The organism is Niastella soli, assembly GCF_017742245.1.
Lineage (GTDB): Bacteria > Bacteroidota > Bacteroidia > Chitinophagales > Chitinophagaceae > Niastella > Niastella soli.
The window spans coordinates 274,518-293,330 of record NZ_JAGHKO010000011.1 but is presented as its reverse complement, the minus strand read 5'-3'; the positions used below and the strand labels follow the sequence as shown (position 1 = coordinate 293,330).

The window sequence follows — 18,813 nt, the reverse complement described above, 5'->3', positions numbered from 1 at the left end:
TACCATCAATATTCACATTAAATAACTTTATCAACATGAAAAAAATCATCATTTCAGGATTGGCTACCATGGCTATTGGCGTAGCAGTATTAATAGGCTGCTCCAAAAAGAGCACGGATGTTCAAAGCGCTGCATTAACCACAAGTGAAAACACCACATCAGCGACCAAAAATGCAAGATTGGCTACTTTGGATTTAAGTAGTGAAAACGGTGGCGGAGGCCTATCTTGCAATTGCACGCCTCCAAAAGTATCTTGTTCCGCAAATTGTATATTATCGATATGTTGCGTTTGCTATAATCCTGCGACAGAATATGCCGATTGCCAATGTTTCTTTGGATTTGCATACTGCAGAGTGGTAAGATCAGCAACCGCTCGTGCAGAAACCGGAACATCTTCGCCTAAGATAACTATCTATAACAGAAGGATGCAACTGCTCTTTAGATTACTGAAAAGTAAATATAAAGCAGCCGAAGGCTTGTATACTGCATACGATGCATGTAAAGGCAAATCAGCCCGTGTTAATTATACAGAAAGCTATATTGCAGATAACACTAGCTACGAAACATTTATTAATAAGTACAAAGCATTTGTGAATTCATTAACTGAAACACAAAGAGAAACTCTCCAGAAGGAAATCAACAGTTTAAAATAAAGAAACATGCATGGCTTACTTTAAAAGGCGAGCCATGCCTTTTAAGAAGTGGATCATATTAAAACATAAACGCATCTCTACTGTTTTTTTCATTTTATCATTATAACTATAATGCACATTTGATTTAAAAAGACATTCTTATTCACTTTCAAAATAATAACTGGCATGATCATTTGATTTATAATTTCCTATATTTGCCACCACTTCCCGGTAACGTATAAAATTACATCCCTTGCTTTACTTTGCAGGCATACGCCTGACATTTCCCGTATCTATATTGGCGATACAATCCTGGTAAACACATATATTATTTTTTAACCTAAATACATTCTTAATGAAATGTAAGGATCCCCCATGCGCGTATCCTTTTTGCAAGCACGTTACCATCAATATTCACATCAATTAACTTTATCAACATGAAAAAAATCATCATTTCAGGATTGGCTACCATGGTTATTGGCGTAGCTATATTAATAGGCTGCTCCAAAAAGAGCACAGATGTTCAAAGCGCCGCATTAACCACAAGTGAAAACACTACCTCAACTACAAAAAATGCCAGATTGGCTGCCGTAGATTTAAGTAGCGAAACCGGTGGCGGTGGTTCAAACTGTAATTGTCGTCCTCCACAAGATGCAAGTTGCGCCGCAGACTGCTGGTTTGGGTCTTGTTGTGTTTGCTACAATCCCAACACACACGAAGCTATTTGCGGATGTATTGGACTCTTTGCGTCTTGCAAAACACAAAAACTTAAAGCTGCTCGTGCTGAAGCTAAAACTGAAGCCACGACTGAAGCTACACCTAATAAGCACAGGGTAACTATTTATCACAGAAGAGTGAAAGGTTTATTTGCATTACTGAAAAGTAAATATAAAGTAGATGCAGGTCTGTTTACTGCATACAATGCATGTAAAGGTAAATCTGCCCGTGTTAATTATACAGAGAACTTCATTGCCGATGAAGCCAGCTATGAATTGTTTATTGATAAGTACAAAGCATTTTTGGATTCATTAACTGAAAAACAAAAAGAAGAATTCTTTGCCGAAATCAAAAAAACTATAAAATAATGAGGCGGTCATGGCCTGCTTTGAAAGGCAGGCCATGCCTTTTAAAAATACAAAAAAGCTTTATGAAAATTACTTCTCTTCTATTGCTTTTACTATTTAATTGCTGCCATTTATCTGCACAATACGAAGTCGATGGGCAGGTTGCTCTTAACGAAAAATGGTCCGACAAGATCTATATCTATCAAATTACCGGTCTCCAGGACAGACATTTATACGACAGCATTCAACTAAATAAATCCGGACATTTTGTTTATGTATTCAACAAACCGCTTTTTGATCATTTTTTTTATCAACTATCCCTAAACAAAAAAGGGTTTCAGGGCTATCAATGGATCGAAGGTCCCGAAAAGAACCACGTCTATTTGTTTCCTTCTGCTAAAGGAAATATTCAATTCACCTCTCAGGCTCAAAGCTTCTATTATTCCTTCTCCTCTACTCCCAATAACATATTTCAACAAACCCGGCAATATGAAATGGGATTACTTGAAATAATTAAAAAAGCAGATCCAAACAAGCCTCAGGAAGTAATGCCCCAATTGTTACAGGAAATAGCATTGTATAAAAAAAACATCAACCATTTTTTCTCAAATGCCACAAATGATAAAGACATTTTGTTTGGCACCTATTTATTATACCTGGCCAACGGAAGTATCGACAGTGCGAACGCCGCATTATTAAGTAAAGTAAAAAACAAGAACAACCCATTATACCAGGCTTTTTATAAAGAAGCAGCAAGCGCTCTTGAAGAGATAATACTGCCTGATTTTCCATTACTAAAACCCGACAGCACTTTCGTTAATTTACACGAAACAGGAAAAGGCGTTAAAATACTTTATTACTGGGCCTCCTGGTGCAGTCCATGCCGGAAAGCAAATACATCCTATAATTTGGAGATAAAAAGACTTTGCGAAGAAAACGATGTTCAATTCATAGGTATTTCGATAGACACTGATAACAATGCCTGGAAAAAAGCCATACAAAAAGACCAGGTTACCTGGATGCAGTTAATGGCACCTGCGCAATCTCCTTCTCCTTTTGACTATTCAAGGTATGGTGCGGTACCCCAGTATTCGATCGTAAACGAAGACTACAAAATTATATATTCCAAAAACAACGCATTTCAAATCATAAACTGGTTAAAGGAAAGATCCAAAGCAGCCAAACAAACGCAACAATAACATTCGTCCATTCCGGTTAACAAAAAAACATATGAAAGACAATAAAGGAAACAATGGATTGAACGCTGTTCTGGCCCTGGTCCCTTATTGTATTACGCTAACCTGTTCTTTGGTTTGTTCGTTAGACATGCCGGATGGGGTAATGCAATCAAAAGAATTATTCTTCCTATTCGGAACTGGTACTTTAGTGTTCCTTTTCTTTATCCAGTTGTGTTTCTCAAAAGATATAATCTATCCCTCCCTCAACCGGAATCAGGCGTGGGCCATTCTATTTCTCATTTATATGCTTCTGAGTGCTGTTAAATACAACCAAACAACAGTAGCCATTCCAGCGCATATTCTTTGCAATTTGTGTGTCCTTATCTTTTTTGTTTTGTCCCTGTTCCTTTTTCAACATCAAAAATATCTCCCCACAGCTTTGCCTTTATTAGTGACAGCAACAGCCATATGTCAGGCAACCATTGGCATCCTGCAATATTTGGGCATATTAACAGGATTTCATTTCAAATTTATTGTTACCGGTCTTTTTCTCAATCCGGCGCCCTATGCTCAATACCTGGCTGTCTTATTTGTTTTGGTCTATACGTTTTTATTATTTCATACCGCCGCCACAAATAAACGCTGGCTATTTATCCTTTATATCCTTTTGCTAATATCCCTGGCGTTGCTGTTAGTTTACCTGGAAAGCAGGTCAGCCTGGTTGGGAATTATAACATCAGTTGGCCTTGTTACCCTTCTTTACATTAAAAAATACCATTCACCCCTGTATTCCAAAGTAAAGAAAAAGACAATTCCGGGTTTATTTATCGGCTTGCCCCTCCTGGCTGTAGGTCTTTACCAACTGTATCAATTAAAGTCGAATTCTGCAAATGGCCGGTTACTTACCTGGAAGGTTACCTGCTCTATGATCCGTGATCATTTATTATTTGGTGTTGGAAATGGAAATTTTGCTTCCAGTTACAGCCAGTATCAACACTTTTATTTTAAAATCCATCCTGAAAAAATACCAACCTACGGTTGGCTTGCGGATGATGTGCGCTATGCTTTTAATGAGCTGCTACAAATTTTTGCAGAAACCGGAATTATGGGGCTGGGATTATTTTCACTACTGCTTCTGTTCTTTTTCACAACCACTATCCGTGCTTATCATATTGTTATCGATAAAAAGCAATCGAAGTTACTTTTGTTATCGCTGGCTGGCGTAGTAGTTATATTAATAGCAGGGCTTTTCTCCTACCCTTTTTCAATATTGCCATTAAAACTGATGTTCTGGCTTTTAATTGCTCAGGGTTTCTCTGTTGCAATAAAATCGAATGCAACTTTTCTACAACCACCTTTATGGCAAAAAATAGTCATGGCCCTGTCGTCAGTTTGCTTCGTATCATTTATCAGTTTATTTGCTGTCAGAAGAGCTAAGGCGCTGTATAAATGGGGCCAGTTACTAACTACGCAGGAACAGGAAAAGATTGCTGGTAGTTATGCAAACAGGCTGCTCCCTTTATGCCCTACCCTGGCAGATAATTCATCTTATATGATCAGCCTGGGTAAAGCATTGTATAGCGACAGTAACTTTACCAAATCAATTGAAATATTAACTACAGCTAAAAAGATCACACCCAATAAAGAAGTATATTATATGCTTGGTCATGCCTATAAGCGAACCGGTCAGTTTCAAAAGGCCGAACAGCAATACTTATTCGTAAGATTTGCTATCCCTAATTTGATAAGCCCTAACTTTTTTTTAACGAAGTTGTATTTTGATAATAAAAAATGGCCCGAGTTTAAGAAGATGGCAGATATCGTTGTATCATTCCAGCTTAAAAAATTATCTGAACAAGGGCAACAAATGATAGAAGAAACCTATTATCTCATTTCCCAGTCGCCTTATAAACAATAAATCTCCCCTTATACACTTTTTCGGCATTAGTCGCAGGTCCCTGCTGCCTTCGGTCGCCGAAGCCTTGGCGAAGGTGACCCATTGCCTTTCTCTTTACTGCCTCGCCCGCTGCGCCTTCGCGAAGCTTTACCGCCGTCGCCCTCGGCTATGGCGGTCGAAGAGCGTAGGGGGGCCTACTTGCCTACGGGCACGATGGCCGCTGCCGGCAAGGCGCAGGCGGCTAAAAAGCAGGTGCCCCTTCCTCAACTCAAGAACCCAATAACTTCAAACTAAATAACTTATTTACTTTTAACACATTAGCCTCTTTCAAAGCAAATATCCCCATCCCAGACCCGCATTTCCTCCCCCAAACTTTTCCGCTAAAACTATTAGCTTTTCCTGCGCTCCCATACAGGTTTACCCTAATATTACCACTATTCCGCCGACAAGTAATTTTTGAGATTTCATTCTTTAAGTGTTATTTTGACACAAAATAGACATAGTGGGCGATTCAGGCCGTATCTTTGATGGGCAGGAATCGCGTTCCTGGTTTAGATCAGTCAATAAAAAACACCCTTTTGTTTTAGTTGCCGATATGAAAAAAGAAAATTATGTAATAGGAGTTGACTACGGCACTGACTCAGTGCGGTCAATTATAGCCAACGCTGCCAATGGGCAGGAAGTTGCATCAGCAGTTTTTTATTATCCCCGCTGGAAAGATGGTTTGTATTGTGATCCCGGCGTAAACCAGTTCAGGCAACACCCGCTTGACTACCTGGAAGGCCTGGAACAAACCATAACCCGCTGCTTACTGCAGGCTGGTCCTTCAGTAACGGCTAACATCAGGGCTATTTCAGTGGATACAACCGGTTCTACACCTGTAGCTGTAGATGAAACCGGCACCCCACTCGCCCTGTTACCCCGGTTCGAGAAAAATCCCAACGCCATGTTCGTGTTGTGGAAAGACCATACTTCTGTTCCGGAAGCAGCCGCCATCAATGCACACGCAGAAAAGTACGACATCAACTATCTGCAATACGTAGGCGGTATTTACTCCTCGGAATGGTTCTGGGCAAAACTGTTACATATTTTGCGTGAGGACGCAGCAGTGCGCGAAGCCTGCCACTCCTGGGTAGAACATTGCGACTGGATCCCTTTCGTACTTACCGGTGGCAAACAAGCCGCTGCCATGAAACGCAGTGTTTGCGCCGCAGGCCACAAGGCCCTGTGGGCAGCAGAATTTGGCGGTTTACCACCCGATCAGTGGTTTGCCGATCTTGACCCATTGTTAGCCGGTTTTACCAAAAGACTTTTCACCGACACCTATACTTCCGATAAAGCAGCCGGTACCCTCAGCCCTGAATGGGCCGCGAAACTGGGTCTTTCTACCGACGTAGTGATCGGTGTTGGCGCTTTTGACGCCCATATGGGTGCAGTAGGCGGACAAATTGAACCCTACCACCTGAGCAAGGTAATGGGTACTTCCACCTGTGATATGCTGGTAGCCCCGCTGAGTGAAGTGGATGGCAAGCTGGTAAAAGGGATCTGCGGACAGGTCCCTGGTTCCGTACTGCCTGGCATGATGGGACTGGAAGCGGGTCAAAGCGCCTTTGGCGATGCCTACGCCTGGTTCAAAAAAGTGCTGGCCTGGCCACTGCAACACGTATTAGGACAATCAACCATCATCAATACTGAAACTGCCAAAGCCATCATCGATGAGGTAAGCGATAAGCTGATCCCTGAATTAAGCAAACAAGCGGCCTTGTTGCACATCGATGAAAACAGCGAACTGGCAATTGACTGGTTCAATGGCCGTCGTACACCCGATGCCAACCAGGAACTGAAAGGTGCTATAACCGGGCTCAACCTCGGAAGCGACGCCCCCCGTATTTTCCGGGCTATTGTGGAAGCCACCTGTTTTGGCGCCAAAGCCATTGTTGACCGGTTCAACCAGGAAGGCGTTCCGGTAAAAGGACTGATCGGACTGGGTGGTGTGGCTAAAAAATCGCCGTTCATTATGCAAATGATGGCCGACGTTATGAATATGCCTATCCGCATTCATAAATCTGAACAAACCTGTGCCCTTGGCGCTGCCATGTTTGCAGCTACTGCAGCCGGCATCTACAACAAAGTAGAAGACGCCATGAATGCGATGGGTCAGGGTTTTGACGCTACCTATTATCCCGATAAGAACAAAGTAGCCCTCTACCAAAAGCGCTATAATAAGTACCACAAACTGGGTGGATTTATTGAGGGTTCTATAAAGCATAACGAAAAAGAAGCAGTATTATCTAACTAAGATACCGTTACAGGTTACAGGACTAACCCCGCCTGGCGGGGTTACAAGCCCTGTAACCTGTAACATGTAACCTGAAAACAAAAATGAGCAAGTATCAAGATATAAAAGAGGCCTGTTACAAAGCCAACATGCAATTACCAGAGCTGAATCTGGTCCTTTTCACTTTTGGTAATGTTAGTGTAGCCGACAGAAGCCAGGGTGTTTTTGCCATTAAGCCCAGTGGCGTTCCCTACAAAGACCTGGTACCCGATGAAATGGTTATCGTTGACTTTGATGGAAAGATCGTAAGCGGCAAGATGCGCCCTTCGAGCGACACCAAAACACACGCCGTATTATATAAGGAATGGGAAAAGATAGGCGCTATTGTGCATACACACAGCACCTATGCTACTGCCTGGGCACAGGCGCAGCGCGATATTCCCATCTTTGGCACTACCCATGCCGACCACAACACCGTAGATATCCCCTGTGCACCGCCCATGAGCGACGACATGATCAAAGGGAACTATGAGTTTGAGACCGGCTACCAGATCATCAATTGTTTCAATGAGCGCAAATTATCATACGAAGAAGTGGAAATGGTCCTGGTAGGTAACCACGCTCCTTTTGCCTGGGGTAAAAATGGCGACAAAGCCGTATATAATGCCGCAGTGCTGGAAGAAGTGGCCCGTATGGCCTACCTCACCGAGCAGATCAACCCGAAAGCCCCGCGCCTGAAAGATGCCCTGATAGATAAACACTGGCAGCGGAAGCATGGGAAAGATGCTTATTATGGACAATAAATCGTAATCTCAATCACTAAAATAGCACCCGTCAAAAGACGATTGCCAACTAAATAACCCATTTATGGAAGATTTGAAAAAACTGGAAGTATGGTTTGTAACAGGAAGTCAACACCTGTATGGTGAAGAAACCCTTAAACAGGTTGCCGAACACTCCACCCAAATTGCCAGATCAATTGATAAAGATCCTGCAATCCCTGTACGCGTAGTGTTCAAACCCGTGGTAAAATCACCTGAAGAAATTTACCAGGTTTGTCAGGAAGCCAACACCACGTCTACCTGTATCGGCATCATTGCCTGGATGCATACCTTCTCTCCCGCTAAAATGTGGATCGGTGGCTTAAAAGTGTTACAAAAACCGTTGTTACATCTGCATACCCAGTTTAATCGCGATATTCCCTGGAGCAGCATCGATATGGACTTCATGAACCTGAACCAAAGCGCCCATGGCGACCGCGAGTTCGGATTCATGGTAAGCCGGATGCGAATGAACCGTAAAGTGGTAGTTGGCCACTGGCAGGATAGTGAAGTAATGAAAAGTGTAGCCGTGTGGATGCGTGCTGCAGCCGGTTGGAACGATTGGCAAAATGCCCGCTTCTGCCGCTTTGGCGATAACATGCGCCAGGTAGCGGTAACTGAAGGCGACAAAGTAGAAGCTGAACTGAAATTTGGTTATTCTGTAAATGGCTATGGTATTGGCGACCTGGTGAAAGTGATCAACGACGTTAGCGACAGCGCCATTGCCCAACAAGTAGCTGAATACGAAGAAATATATACTGTACAGGCACCCCTGCGCAAAGGCGGCGAACGCCACAGCGCATTGAAAGATGCAGCCAAGATCGAGATCGGCATGCGCAATTTCCTGAAAGCCGGGAATTTTAAAGGCTTTACCGATACTTTCGAAGACCTGCACGGCATGGTACAACTGCCTGGTATCGCGTCTCAACGCTTAATGGCGGAAGGATACGGTTTTGGCGGCGAAGGCGACTGGAAAACATCTGCCCTGGTTCGCGCCATGAAAGTAATGGCCACCGGTTTAAAAGGCGGTAACTCCTTCATGGAAGACTATACCTACCATTTCGACCCCAACAACCAACTGGTACTGGGTTCACACATGCTGGAAATTTGTCCTTCCATTGCCAACGACAAACCAACTGTTGAGATCCATCCTTTGGGTATTGGTGGCAAAGCTGATCCCGTACGTCTGGTATTCAACGCCGGTTCAGGCCCCGCTTTAAATGCTTCTATCGTTGATATGGGTAATCGTTTCCGGTTGATCGTTAATGAAGTGGTAGCTGTTGACCCCATCCAAAGCCTGCCCAAACTGCCGGTAGCGCGTGTGTTGTGGAAACCCTACCCAGACATGAAAACAGGTTGTGCAGCCTGGATCCTGGCTGGTGGCGCTCACCACACAGGTTACAGCCAGAACCTGACTACCGAACACATGGAAGATTTTGCAGAAATGGCGGGTGTTGAGTACTTACTGATCGGCAAAAACAGCAATTTGTACGATCTTAAGAATCAATTAAGATGGAATGATCTGTATTATCGTCATTCTATTTAAAAATAAATCCACATATTGCAGCCGCTTTTAACATGGGACTGACCTGTAAGGTTCGTCATAGGGTCTTAAGCAATTAAGCAGATCGATCGAACCTGACAGGTCAGTTTTTTAATATTTTAGACCTGTCAGGTGCTACTGAACCCTCTGTTAATGCAAACTCAAATGATGCACCTTGCAGGTCAGTCTAAAATAACAACCATCATTCACTAAAAAAACTATTGCAGCCCGCTATGAACACGCTTTCGTCAATTGATTACATCATTTTCGTACTCTACTTTATACTGGTAGCCAGCTATGGTTATTATGTATATAGAAAAAGAAAGACCCAGGAACACGACTCCAAAGCATTTTTCCTGGCCGAAGGTTCCCTTACCTGGTGGGCCATTGGCGCCTCGCTTATTGCTTCCAATATCTCTGCCGAGCAGTTCATTGGGATGAGTGGTGAAGGTTTTTTTGTGGGTACGGCGGTAGCGGCCTATGAGTGGATCGCTGCAGTAGCACTGATAATTATTGCCGTTTGGTTCATGCCGGTGTACCTGAAGAACCGCATTTTCACCATGCCGCAGTTCCTTAAAACGCGGTATAACGACACGGTGGCCCTTATTATGGCCATCTTCTGGTTATTCCTGTACATTCTGGTAAACCTCACGTCTATCTTATACCTCGGCGCCACAGCCATCACCGGCTTGGTAGGTGATGCCACTGCAGGCACGCCGGAATTTCAAAATATTCTGCACCTGATCATGATCGGTCTGGCGGTATTTGCCCTGATCATTACGCTGGGTGGAATGAAAGTAATTGGTTATACCGACGTAATACAGGTAGCCGTTTTGATCATCGGTGGTTTGGCTACCACTTACCTCGCATTAACGATTGTAGGCGATAAACTGGGTGTGGGCAATAGCGCCATCGCCGGTTTTAAAGCCCTGATGAACGATTCTCCCGAACACTTTAAAATGATCTTACCCAAACCTGCCGCTACTACGGGTACGATCAATACACCGCTCAACCTCGACATTCAGAAATGGGTGGTATTACCTGGTATCGCCATGTATTTTGCCGGTCAGTGGATCGTGAACCTGAACTATTGGGGTTGCAACCAGTACATTACACAACGTGCCCTGGGCGCCGATCTGAAAACAGCCCGTACCGGTCTCATTTTCGCCGGTATGCTGAAATTGATGATGCCGGTGATCGTAATGCTGCCTGGTATTGCCGCATTTGTATTGTACAAACACAATGCCCTGCCTGGTTTTAGTGGTGGTAAAGACGGCGCTTATTCAGCCATCCTGAGCTTTTTGCCTTCTGGGTTGAAAGGCTTGTCTATTGCGGCATTAACGGCCGCCATTGTTGCTTCTCTGGCCGGAAAACTGAACAGTATCTCCACCATCTTTACGCTGGATATCTACCATAAATATTTTGGAAAAGAATCTGATGAGAAAAAGCTGGTGATCACCGGCCGCTATACAGTATTGGCAGCTGCCATCCTGGCTATCCTGTTTACCTGGAATGACCTGCTGGGTATTGGTGGTGAAGGTGGTTTTACCTTTATTCAGAAATACACCGGTTTTATTAGCCCGGGTGTATTCGCCATGTTCCTGCTGGGTATGTTCTGGAAACGTACCACCGGCACCGCTGCTATTGTTGGCGTGGTACTGGGTTTTGTACTTGCCATCTTCTTTAACAACTATGCCGTTGGCATCTTTGGTAAAGAAACCTTGTTATATACCGCTTACACTTACGAAACACTCGGTAAAGATGGGGTGGCCCATGCGGTTACCGAAATCCCCTTCCTCATTAACATGGGTTGGTCGTTTGTGTTCACGGTAGCTACTATGGTTGGTATCTCTCTGGCCGGACCAAAAATAAATCCAAGAGCATTTATGACCGATAAAGCCTTATTAAAACTTGACAACCGCACCATTGCAATGATCGTAATTACATTGTTGTTGCTGACTGCGCTGTATGTGAAGTTCTGGTAGTTGAGACTACGGTAAAGCAAAATGCCTCTCGATAATATCGAGAGGCATTTTGCTTTTATAGAGTCTATTGTGAGTTGTCAGTGGTCAGTGGTGAGTGGGTTCACGACTACTCAGCATTTAAATATTCAGCAGCAAAAAGCCTCTTGATAATATCAAGAGGCTTTTTGCTTTTAAAGTCAATTGTGAGTTGTCAATTGTCAGTTGTGAGTGACCTCGCGACTACTCAGCATTCATAAAAATTAGTTATCTCGCAAATATTCAGCAGTCATAAATAATTTCGAGCCCACTCACAACTCACTACTCACAACTGACTACTTCAACTTATATATCTCGCTCCCGGCCAGTAAAAAGCAACCCAGGCCATAATCTTCAAAGTCAGGAATATGGTCATAGCTAACCGGCTGACCATCCTTTGGCTCCTTACCCGTTCCCTGTACGTAACCCAGCATCCCATCGGGGTGAACACAATCTTTTACCAGCGCATTCCAGGCCTTCAGCATAATAGGTCTGTAAGTAGCTTTATCTATCAGGTTGTTGTTAATACCCCAGGCCATACCATACACAAACAGGGCTGTACCGGTTAATTCCTTACCACCAAAATTGGTAGAATCGGCCAGGCTCACATTCCAGAAACCGTCTGTACGTTGTAAGGGGACCAGCGCTTTCAGCATGTCTTTATAATCCTGCATGTATTCATTGTAATGAGGATCGCTTTTAGGCAGCATTTGCAGGGTGCGCACCAGTGCCGCCACTACCCAGCCATTGCCACGGCTCCAGTAGCAGCTGGCACCATTGGGTTCTTTATAAGGAGGATCAAAATCCTTATCGCGCCACCATAAATGCCCTGCAGGGTCATACAGGCCATTATCACCATGTTTATGTTTGGTGTAGGCATACATCTCATACATGCGGTTGTAGTAGCTGGTATCGTTAAATAACTTACCCAGGCGTACAAACACAGGCATCCCCATTTGGAGGGCATCTACCCAGCTCCAGTCATCTATTTTGGAAGTGGCTTTCATGGAGTCAATAGAGGCCTTGATGTCTTTGATCCGTTCTTCTTTTTTATCCATCAGGTACAGGTCAATATAGGTTTGACCACAGCAATGGTTGTCGGCATTGCGGGTTTGAATACCACCATTCAGACCCCAGTGGTGTTTTACACCCCAGTCAATGGCATAGTCCAGGTAGGGCTGCTTTTTATCAATGCTGTACAGGGCCATCAAACCCTCATAATATACGGCGCGGGTCCAGATGTTACTCGGCCGTTCTTTGTTGGTAATAATAGTTTTACCGGCATCGGGCCATTTGTTCATGAAATACTGATTGGTCAAACGCATGGCATTTAACACGTCTTTTTTAGCAGGCGCTTTTTGTGCCTGCAGCGAGGTCGTCAGCAATACCGCAGCTGCTCCTAATAATTTCATTCTATACATCATAATTACCTGATTTTTTATTTAACTAGACCTGTAAGGTCTGCCTTTTTAACTCGCCGGGCCAAGATGTATAGCAGACCTGACAGGTCGGATTCACATCCGGCATAAGGGGAGCCTGCGCCATTTTAGTGAGGAGAACCAGACCTGTCAGGATCGCTTCATCCCGCTGCATATTCAACCTCAGATGGCGAACCTTACAGGTCTTTTTCATTTAGTTTACTTTAGGTTTCAACTCATCCGGACTGTCCTTCGTATACCCATTCCAGGTTTCCCGCGATGGCTGGGTGAACAGCGCCTGTATGGCCGACAGCTCAACCGTTGATTTCGGGTTAAATGAGGCTGAGCGGATATATACTTCCAAACTGAACCACAGTTGTGTTGCAGCCGGCCGGTCGTCCAGGTTCTTAAGATCTACGCTACACATCAACAGTTTGCCCTTCCCTACTTTCGCTTCCAGCAACAACGCCAGCTTCCGGTTGATGAACCAGGTATCTATTGGTTGCAGGATCGGTTTGAACCCTTTCGGGAAATCTTCCAGGTGCATTACCTGCGCTTTATTCACTACATCCCACCACTGCAGATCGCTATAGGCTGTTGCCGGGAAATCTTTGAAAGCCGGATGTTTGGGATCACATACAATACCTAAAGTATGGGGCGGACGCATTTTAAACCAACTGGTATTCCAGAATACAGGGGTAAAGTAATTTACAACTTCTTTTCCTTTTTCGATCTTGCCTGCCGCCTTTAAGAACACGGTACCACCATCCTGCAAAAGAGCAATGGCTTTTTCATCGAGCGTATCGCATTCATATACGGGATCGTTAAAAGCACCCCAAGCCACTCTGGCCGGAAAAACCCATACGTTCCAGTCGTTGCCATACGAAGTGCCAGCTATGGAAATATCGAGGTTCAACCGCATGGGTGTTTTGAACTTCGATAACGGATATTCAATTTTACCAACCGGCAAACAGTTGCCGATAGCATAGTCCTTTTTATCGAAGGCTCCTTTGGCTAACACTTTACCGGTGCTGTCTTTTATCACCCAGTTGATCACAGCATTCTTTAATTCGCTGCCTCCATAGTTGAACAGCTCAACGGGTACAGTCAATTTTTCATCATTGGTATACACAAATTTTGGCAGGCGGGTAAGCGGCACCACAGCATTACAAAAACGCTTCACCTGTTGCGGCGTGATGTAAGGTTTATCCTGCCACAAGGCGTTCAACATCCCTACCAGCGCAGTACCCTGACCAGGAAAATCCTGTAAACCCAGCAATTGAATACCGGCCAGTCCTTTTGTCCGGAAAGCCTTTTCTATTTCATTCTTGTAACACAAGGCCTGTAGTTTACCACTGGCCATCAAAAAGTCATGGGCCTGATCGGCCATCCCATGTTCAGCCAGTTGTTCGCGGAACAGTTCAAAGTTCTTTTCTTTATATACACCAGTGAAGCGGTTAATTTCATTGAAGTCGGGGAATACGCACCACTGCCCCATCTCATGCACCACATAGGGCACGTTGAATTTCTGAATGGCGGCCTGATAATCAGAATCGCTTTCAGGTCTTGCATTCACCCAGTTCAACCCACGGGCGCCTGCTTTTACCATGTACTCATTCTCCGGCACCAGGGGCCAGCTATTACCAACGGACGCACCTGTATATACGCGGCGTTTATCCTTTGCCTGCCAGTAATGGATCATCTCCGTAAGGAACTTTACCTGGTTTCTACCAGCCGGCTCATTGCCACCGGGCGCTTCCATACAAAACGAAGCATAGTTGCCATACCAATCGGCCATGCGATCGGTCTCCTCGTACATGTATTTGTCTATGGGTTTGCCATCGCCTAAGGACGTGCCATGGTTCACCCAGCCCGGTCCTTCGGGTTGTAAATAGAATCCGGTAAGATCGGCAGCTTTGAAAGCAGCCTCAGGTGGGCACCAACTGTGAAAACGCATATGGTTCAACCCATGCGCTTTGGCAGTAGTGAACAATTTGATCCAGCTGGCTTCGTCCATGGGCGGGTAGCCAGTTAACGGGAACTCACAGTTGTTCACCGTACCCCGCAAAAACACCGGGCGATCGTTGATGGTAAACCCGGTACCAACGATCTTGAACGACCTCATCCCAAAGATTACTTCTTTTGTCTGCTTCTCACCATTGGATGCTTGCAGCGTCAATTGCAGTTTGTATAATAAAGGATTGAACTCATCCCACAATTGCACCTTATCAGTCATTGGTAACGTAAACTGATGTGTGGCCAGGGTATCCTTGCTCAATGTCACTGATTCAGTGATCACCGGCACCCGGTGCACAAATCTGGTATTAAAAGAGGTAGCCCCCAACGTTACCTTTACATTACCTTCCTGTTGGCCTTTTATCGTTACTACCACAATCGCCTGTTTCCTGGCCACATCAGGGTATACCTGAATGTTTTTAACATGTACTATGGGTGTAGCCTCCAACGATATTTTACCGATAATACCGTTCCAGTTACCCTGGGTATGATCGGTTAAACTATGAGAATCGGGCCCTACATTAACTTCTTTAATACGGTTATCAACGCGAATGGCAATAGTATGTTTACCGGGCGTTAATACTTTTGACAGGTCATACACATGCGGCGCTACCAGGCTGTTTTGCATCCCGGCTTCTTTTCCATCTACCCATACCAACGTTTCAGTATGGCATCTTTCCAGAAACAGCTCGATGTTTTTCCATTTCCAGTCAGCAGGAATGGTTACTTCTTTTTGGTACCAGGCAGCACCTACATAATATTTTGAAGGTGTTAACCAAAAAGGGAATTTCAGGTTACCCGGCTGCCGGTATTTTTCCATCCGCGGATTGAAAAACCAGCTGCTGTCGTAAATACTGCCGGTCCATTTTGTTTGCAACGTTACGGCATCGCCTTTGCCATTGGTGAGCATGGAACCAGGCAATTTGATTGTCTCCTCCAGTTTTTTATTGAACCATTGCTCCTGCACGCCCACATCGTTGCGGTCGATCTGGAACTGCCAGTCACCGGCCAACGAGATGGCAGATGTAGACGGTACATGCTGCGCCCATGCCCAATTGCTACAGGCAAAAACGGCTATTGACAACCATATATTCTTAAAAATCAGCTTCATTTCTTCAGGTATTCTTTTAGGTCGTTATTTCTAAGGTTCCAGATCCCTTTCACTACCATATCCGCATTCAGCATGGAACCATTTTTATTAGGATGGGTATGATCGCCGGGAAAGAAATGTTTCACCGAATCAGCGCCCAACTTTTCATATTCATCGGCAATAAGGTCGTTCAGGGGAATAAAGAAAGCGCCATTTGAGCTGGCTACTTCCTCAGCCCATTTGCCATAGCTGGTATTGGCCCGTTCTACTTTACCATCTTTAAAAATATTCCGGGGAACAGGTGAGCATACAATAGAAATAGCGCCTTTGGCCCTGGCATCGTTGATATATTTACGCATATACCAGCCATAGGTATGTACTACTTCGTTCACTTTACGAATGGGGTTATAAATAGCCACACTATCGTCCCCAATTCCTTTTATGGTACCACGGGCGCGGGCCGTATCATCGAGCGGACCGCCATCGTTATGTCCAAACTGCATGATCACATAATCGCCTTTTTTCAATTTTTCCAGCACGCGGTCCCAACGGCCTTCGTTAATAAACGTGCGACTGCTTCTGCCACCTATAGCATGGTTTTCCACGCTTATCCGGGTGGTATCGAACCGGTCGGCCATAAAGCTGCCCCAGCCCCACAACTCCGACTTGCCCGTACCATCGCCATTCTTCACCGTGGAGTCGCCAATGATATAGATCGTGTGTTTACGCGATTGCCATACTGCGAAAGAAGAAACAAGGACCAGCAAACCGATCACTGCGAGGGAACGGACTAACTTCCGGCTGTTATTATTCATTGCCATGCTATTTATTTTTTGCATTGTCGTTTTTATGTTGCTCAATAATACTGATCGAAGGATGAGGTGGTGCGCTCATGCCTTCGCCCAGATAGAATCCCGGATGCGGGGGTTGGTTATAGGCTACATTCTGCCAAACGATGCTGAGCCGGTATTGCGGGTCCTGCATCAGGGTGTAGAACTTATAAGTTGTAGGAATAGTAGTGGCGAATATGCGCAGCTCCTGGTTGTCGCGGGTACGATAGATCACTTCTTCGCGCCAGTCGCCCAGGATATCGGCCGACAAACAGGGATTGGATTTGGTGCCATTGTTATGTACGCACTCATAATCCTTTGCATCGAGCAGTTTGGTAACCGAGCTGTTGGTATAATCCCATTTGCCTACCAGGGTAGCGTTTAGAATTTCGCTCAGTACATCGCCATCCCAGTAAATGCCCATATTACAAGGGGGTGTTTTTTCAGCGATCTTATTTCCTTTGCAATCAAATAGCCCAGTGATACCCGCGCCTGCCACCCAGCATTCATACCCCTTATAACGGGGATCAATATCCAACGCACAAGCCCGCCCGGGCCCTTCCCCATCTTCACCGGCTTTTACAGAAGCTTTCTTCCAGATCACTTCACCGGTTTTGGCATCGCGAAAATTAGCGCCGGCATCTCCAAATCGTTCCTGGGTGCCAAACACCTCCTTACCAGGGCGGTCGGGATCAAGGTCTGTTACGTGTAACGCATCAGCATGACCGATACCGGTTGTATACATCCCTTTGCCATCATCATCAACGGTCATTTGTCCGTAGATGATCTCATCTTTGCCATCCCCGTCTACGTCAGTTACTGTTAAGTTATGGTTACCCTGGCCGGCAAAATCAGGATAGCCTTTTTCTGTATCAAACACCCAGCGCTGGGTAAGCTTGTTATCTTTCCAATCCCAGGCGGCCAATACACTGCGGCCATAATAGCCGCGGCACATCACCAGACTGGGATGCACGCCATCAAGATAGGCCACACAAGCCAGGAAACGATCGACCCTGTTACCATAGCTATCTGTACGTCCATTGCCACCGGTACCGCCCCAACCGTCTATCCGGCCACGTACGGGCACGTAATCGGTGGTATATAAAGCGGCACCAGTGCGGCCATCAAAAATGGTGAGGAATTCAGGGCCATCGAGAATGCGGCCATTATTATTTACATAGTTCTTTGTGGAATCGCCAATTACCTTGCCCTGTCCGTCGATGGTGCCATCGGCTGTTTTCATAGCAATTTCAGCACGGCCGTCACCATCGAGGTCATATACCATGAACTGCGTATAATGCGCGCCCTCCCGAATGTTCCGGCCCAGGTTGATCTCCCACAGTAATTTACCCTCCAGTGTATACGCCTGAAAAATGGGCGGATCAGTGATGCCATTGTGTGAATTATCATGGCCCCTGCCTGTCTGGTGCAAAATGATCTCATAGGTGCCATCCCCATCGAGATCACCTACGCTGGCATCGTTGGGGGCATAACCTGCCGGTGTTTTTAAGGGAATAGAAATATAAGCAGGCGCGCCGCCCTTTACGGTATAGGTACGGGCGTCTTTTATTTCTTTACCATTTATGATGGCTGCTACCTGATAAGTATAGTTTTGGGTAGTATCTGCTTTTTCATCGAGCCAGGAAGTGACGGCTGTTATGGGTTTAGTGTTCAGTTTGGTGACTTTGACGGGATCACTCTTGCGGTACAGATTAAAAGCAATATTATCTGCATCGGTTGCCAGCATCCGCCAGCTCACAAAAACATGTCCTTTCCCATCAGGCATGGCAACCAGCCCTCTGTTGAGGAATTCCATCTGGCGCTGGGAAAAAAGAGAGGCTGGCAATAACAGGGTTACCAGGTAAATAAGTATCCTATTCATATGGCAGTTTATGGTAATTGCTGTTTATATACGATTGAAATGCTGTTGACCCTTACATGTATTAAGAGGGAAGACCTGTAAGGTCTGCCTTTTGAACTTGCCGGGCTACCATGATGGACAGACCTGACAGGTCGGGTTTTCAAACAAGACAGGTCTTATACTTT

The 18,813-nt window shown here is 45.1% G+C and carries 12 protein-coding genes; 8 read left to right on the top strand and 4 right to left on the bottom strand.

Annotated features, from left to right (window positions below; translation table 11 throughout):
• The first annotated feature begins 35 nt into the window (after positions 1-35).
• The 8 genes from J7I42_RS27320 to J7I42_RS27285 all read left to right on the top strand — a co-directional run bounded on the left by J7I42_RS27320 (position 36) and on the right by J7I42_RS27285 (position 11,398).
• Positions 36-653 (top strand): hypothetical protein, encoded by a 618-nt coding sequence (locus J7I42_RS27320; RefSeq protein ID WP_209142187.1) that lies wholly within the window; start codon positions 36-38, stop codon positions 651-653.
• Between the two features lie 416 nt (positions 654-1,069).
• Positions 1,070-1,717 (top strand): hypothetical protein, encoded by a 648-nt coding sequence (locus tag J7I42_RS27315; protein WP_209142185.1) that lies wholly within the window; start codon positions 1,070-1,072, stop codon positions 1,715-1,717.
• 62 nt (positions 1,718-1,779) lie between these two features.
• Entirely contained in the window at positions 1,780-2,895 is a 1,116-nt protein-coding gene (locus tag J7I42_RS27310; protein ID WP_209142183.1) for a TlpA family protein disulfide reductase, read from the top strand.
• A gap of 31 nt (positions 2,896-2,926) precedes the next feature.
• A complete protein-coding gene (locus J7I42_RS27305; RefSeq protein ID WP_209142181.1) occupies positions 2,927-4,792 on the top strand; it encodes an O-antigen ligase family protein in 1,866 nt (621 codons plus the stop codon).
• A 574-nt stretch (positions 4,793-5,366) separates the two neighbouring features.
• Complete coding sequence (locus tag J7I42_RS27300) at positions 5,367-7,070, top strand: ribulokinase (protein WP_209142179.1); 1,704 nt, start codon at positions 5,367-5,369, stop codon at positions 7,068-7,070.
• 83 nt (positions 7,071-7,153) lie between these two features.
• A complete protein-coding gene (locus J7I42_RS27295; RefSeq protein ID WP_209142177.1) occupies positions 7,154-7,852 on the top strand; it encodes an L-ribulose-5-phosphate 4-epimerase in 699 nt (232 codons plus the stop codon).
• Between the two features lie 64 nt (positions 7,853-7,916).
• Positions 7,917-9,416 (top strand): L-arabinose isomerase, encoded by a 1,500-nt coding sequence (gene araA / locus J7I42_RS27290; protein WP_209142175.1) that lies wholly within the window; start codon positions 7,917-7,919, stop codon positions 9,414-9,416.
• Positions 9,417-9,646: 230 nt separating this feature from the next.
• The gene (locus tag J7I42_RS27285) at positions 9,647-11,398 is read left to right on the top strand and encodes a sodium:solute symporter family transporter (RefSeq protein ID WP_209142173.1); all 1,752 of its coding nucleotides are present in this window, start codon (positions 9,647-9,649) and stop codon (positions 11,396-11,398) included.
• Between the two features lie 311 nt (positions 11,399-11,709).
• On the opposite strand, the gene J7I42_RS27280 is transcribed toward J7I42_RS27285, so the two are convergent.
• From J7I42_RS27280 to J7I42_RS27265, 4 genes are all read right to left on the bottom strand, one after another.
• Entirely contained in the window at positions 11,710-12,837 is a 1,128-nt protein-coding gene (locus J7I42_RS27280) for a glycoside hydrolase family 88/105 protein (RefSeq protein ID WP_209142171.1), read from the bottom strand.
• A gap of 208 nt (positions 12,838-13,045) precedes the next feature.
• Positions 13,046-15,958 (bottom strand): exo-beta-1,4-galactosidase, encoded by a 2,913-nt coding sequence (locus J7I42_RS27275; protein WP_209142169.1) that lies wholly within the window; start codon positions 15,956-15,958, stop codon positions 13,046-13,048.
• Positions 15,955-16,758 (bottom strand): rhamnogalacturonan acetylesterase, encoded by an 804-nt coding sequence (locus J7I42_RS27270; protein ID WP_209142167.1) that lies wholly within the window; start codon positions 16,756-16,758, stop codon positions 15,955-15,957. Before J7I42_RS27270 ends, J7I42_RS27275 begins: the two co-directional genes overlap by 4 nt.
• A gap of 1 nt (position 16,759) precedes the next feature.
• A complete protein-coding gene (locus J7I42_RS27265; protein WP_236065594.1) occupies positions 16,760-18,649 on the bottom strand; it encodes a rhamnogalacturonan lyase in 1,890 nt (629 codons plus the stop codon).
• Positions 18,650-18,813: the final 164 nt, after the last annotated feature.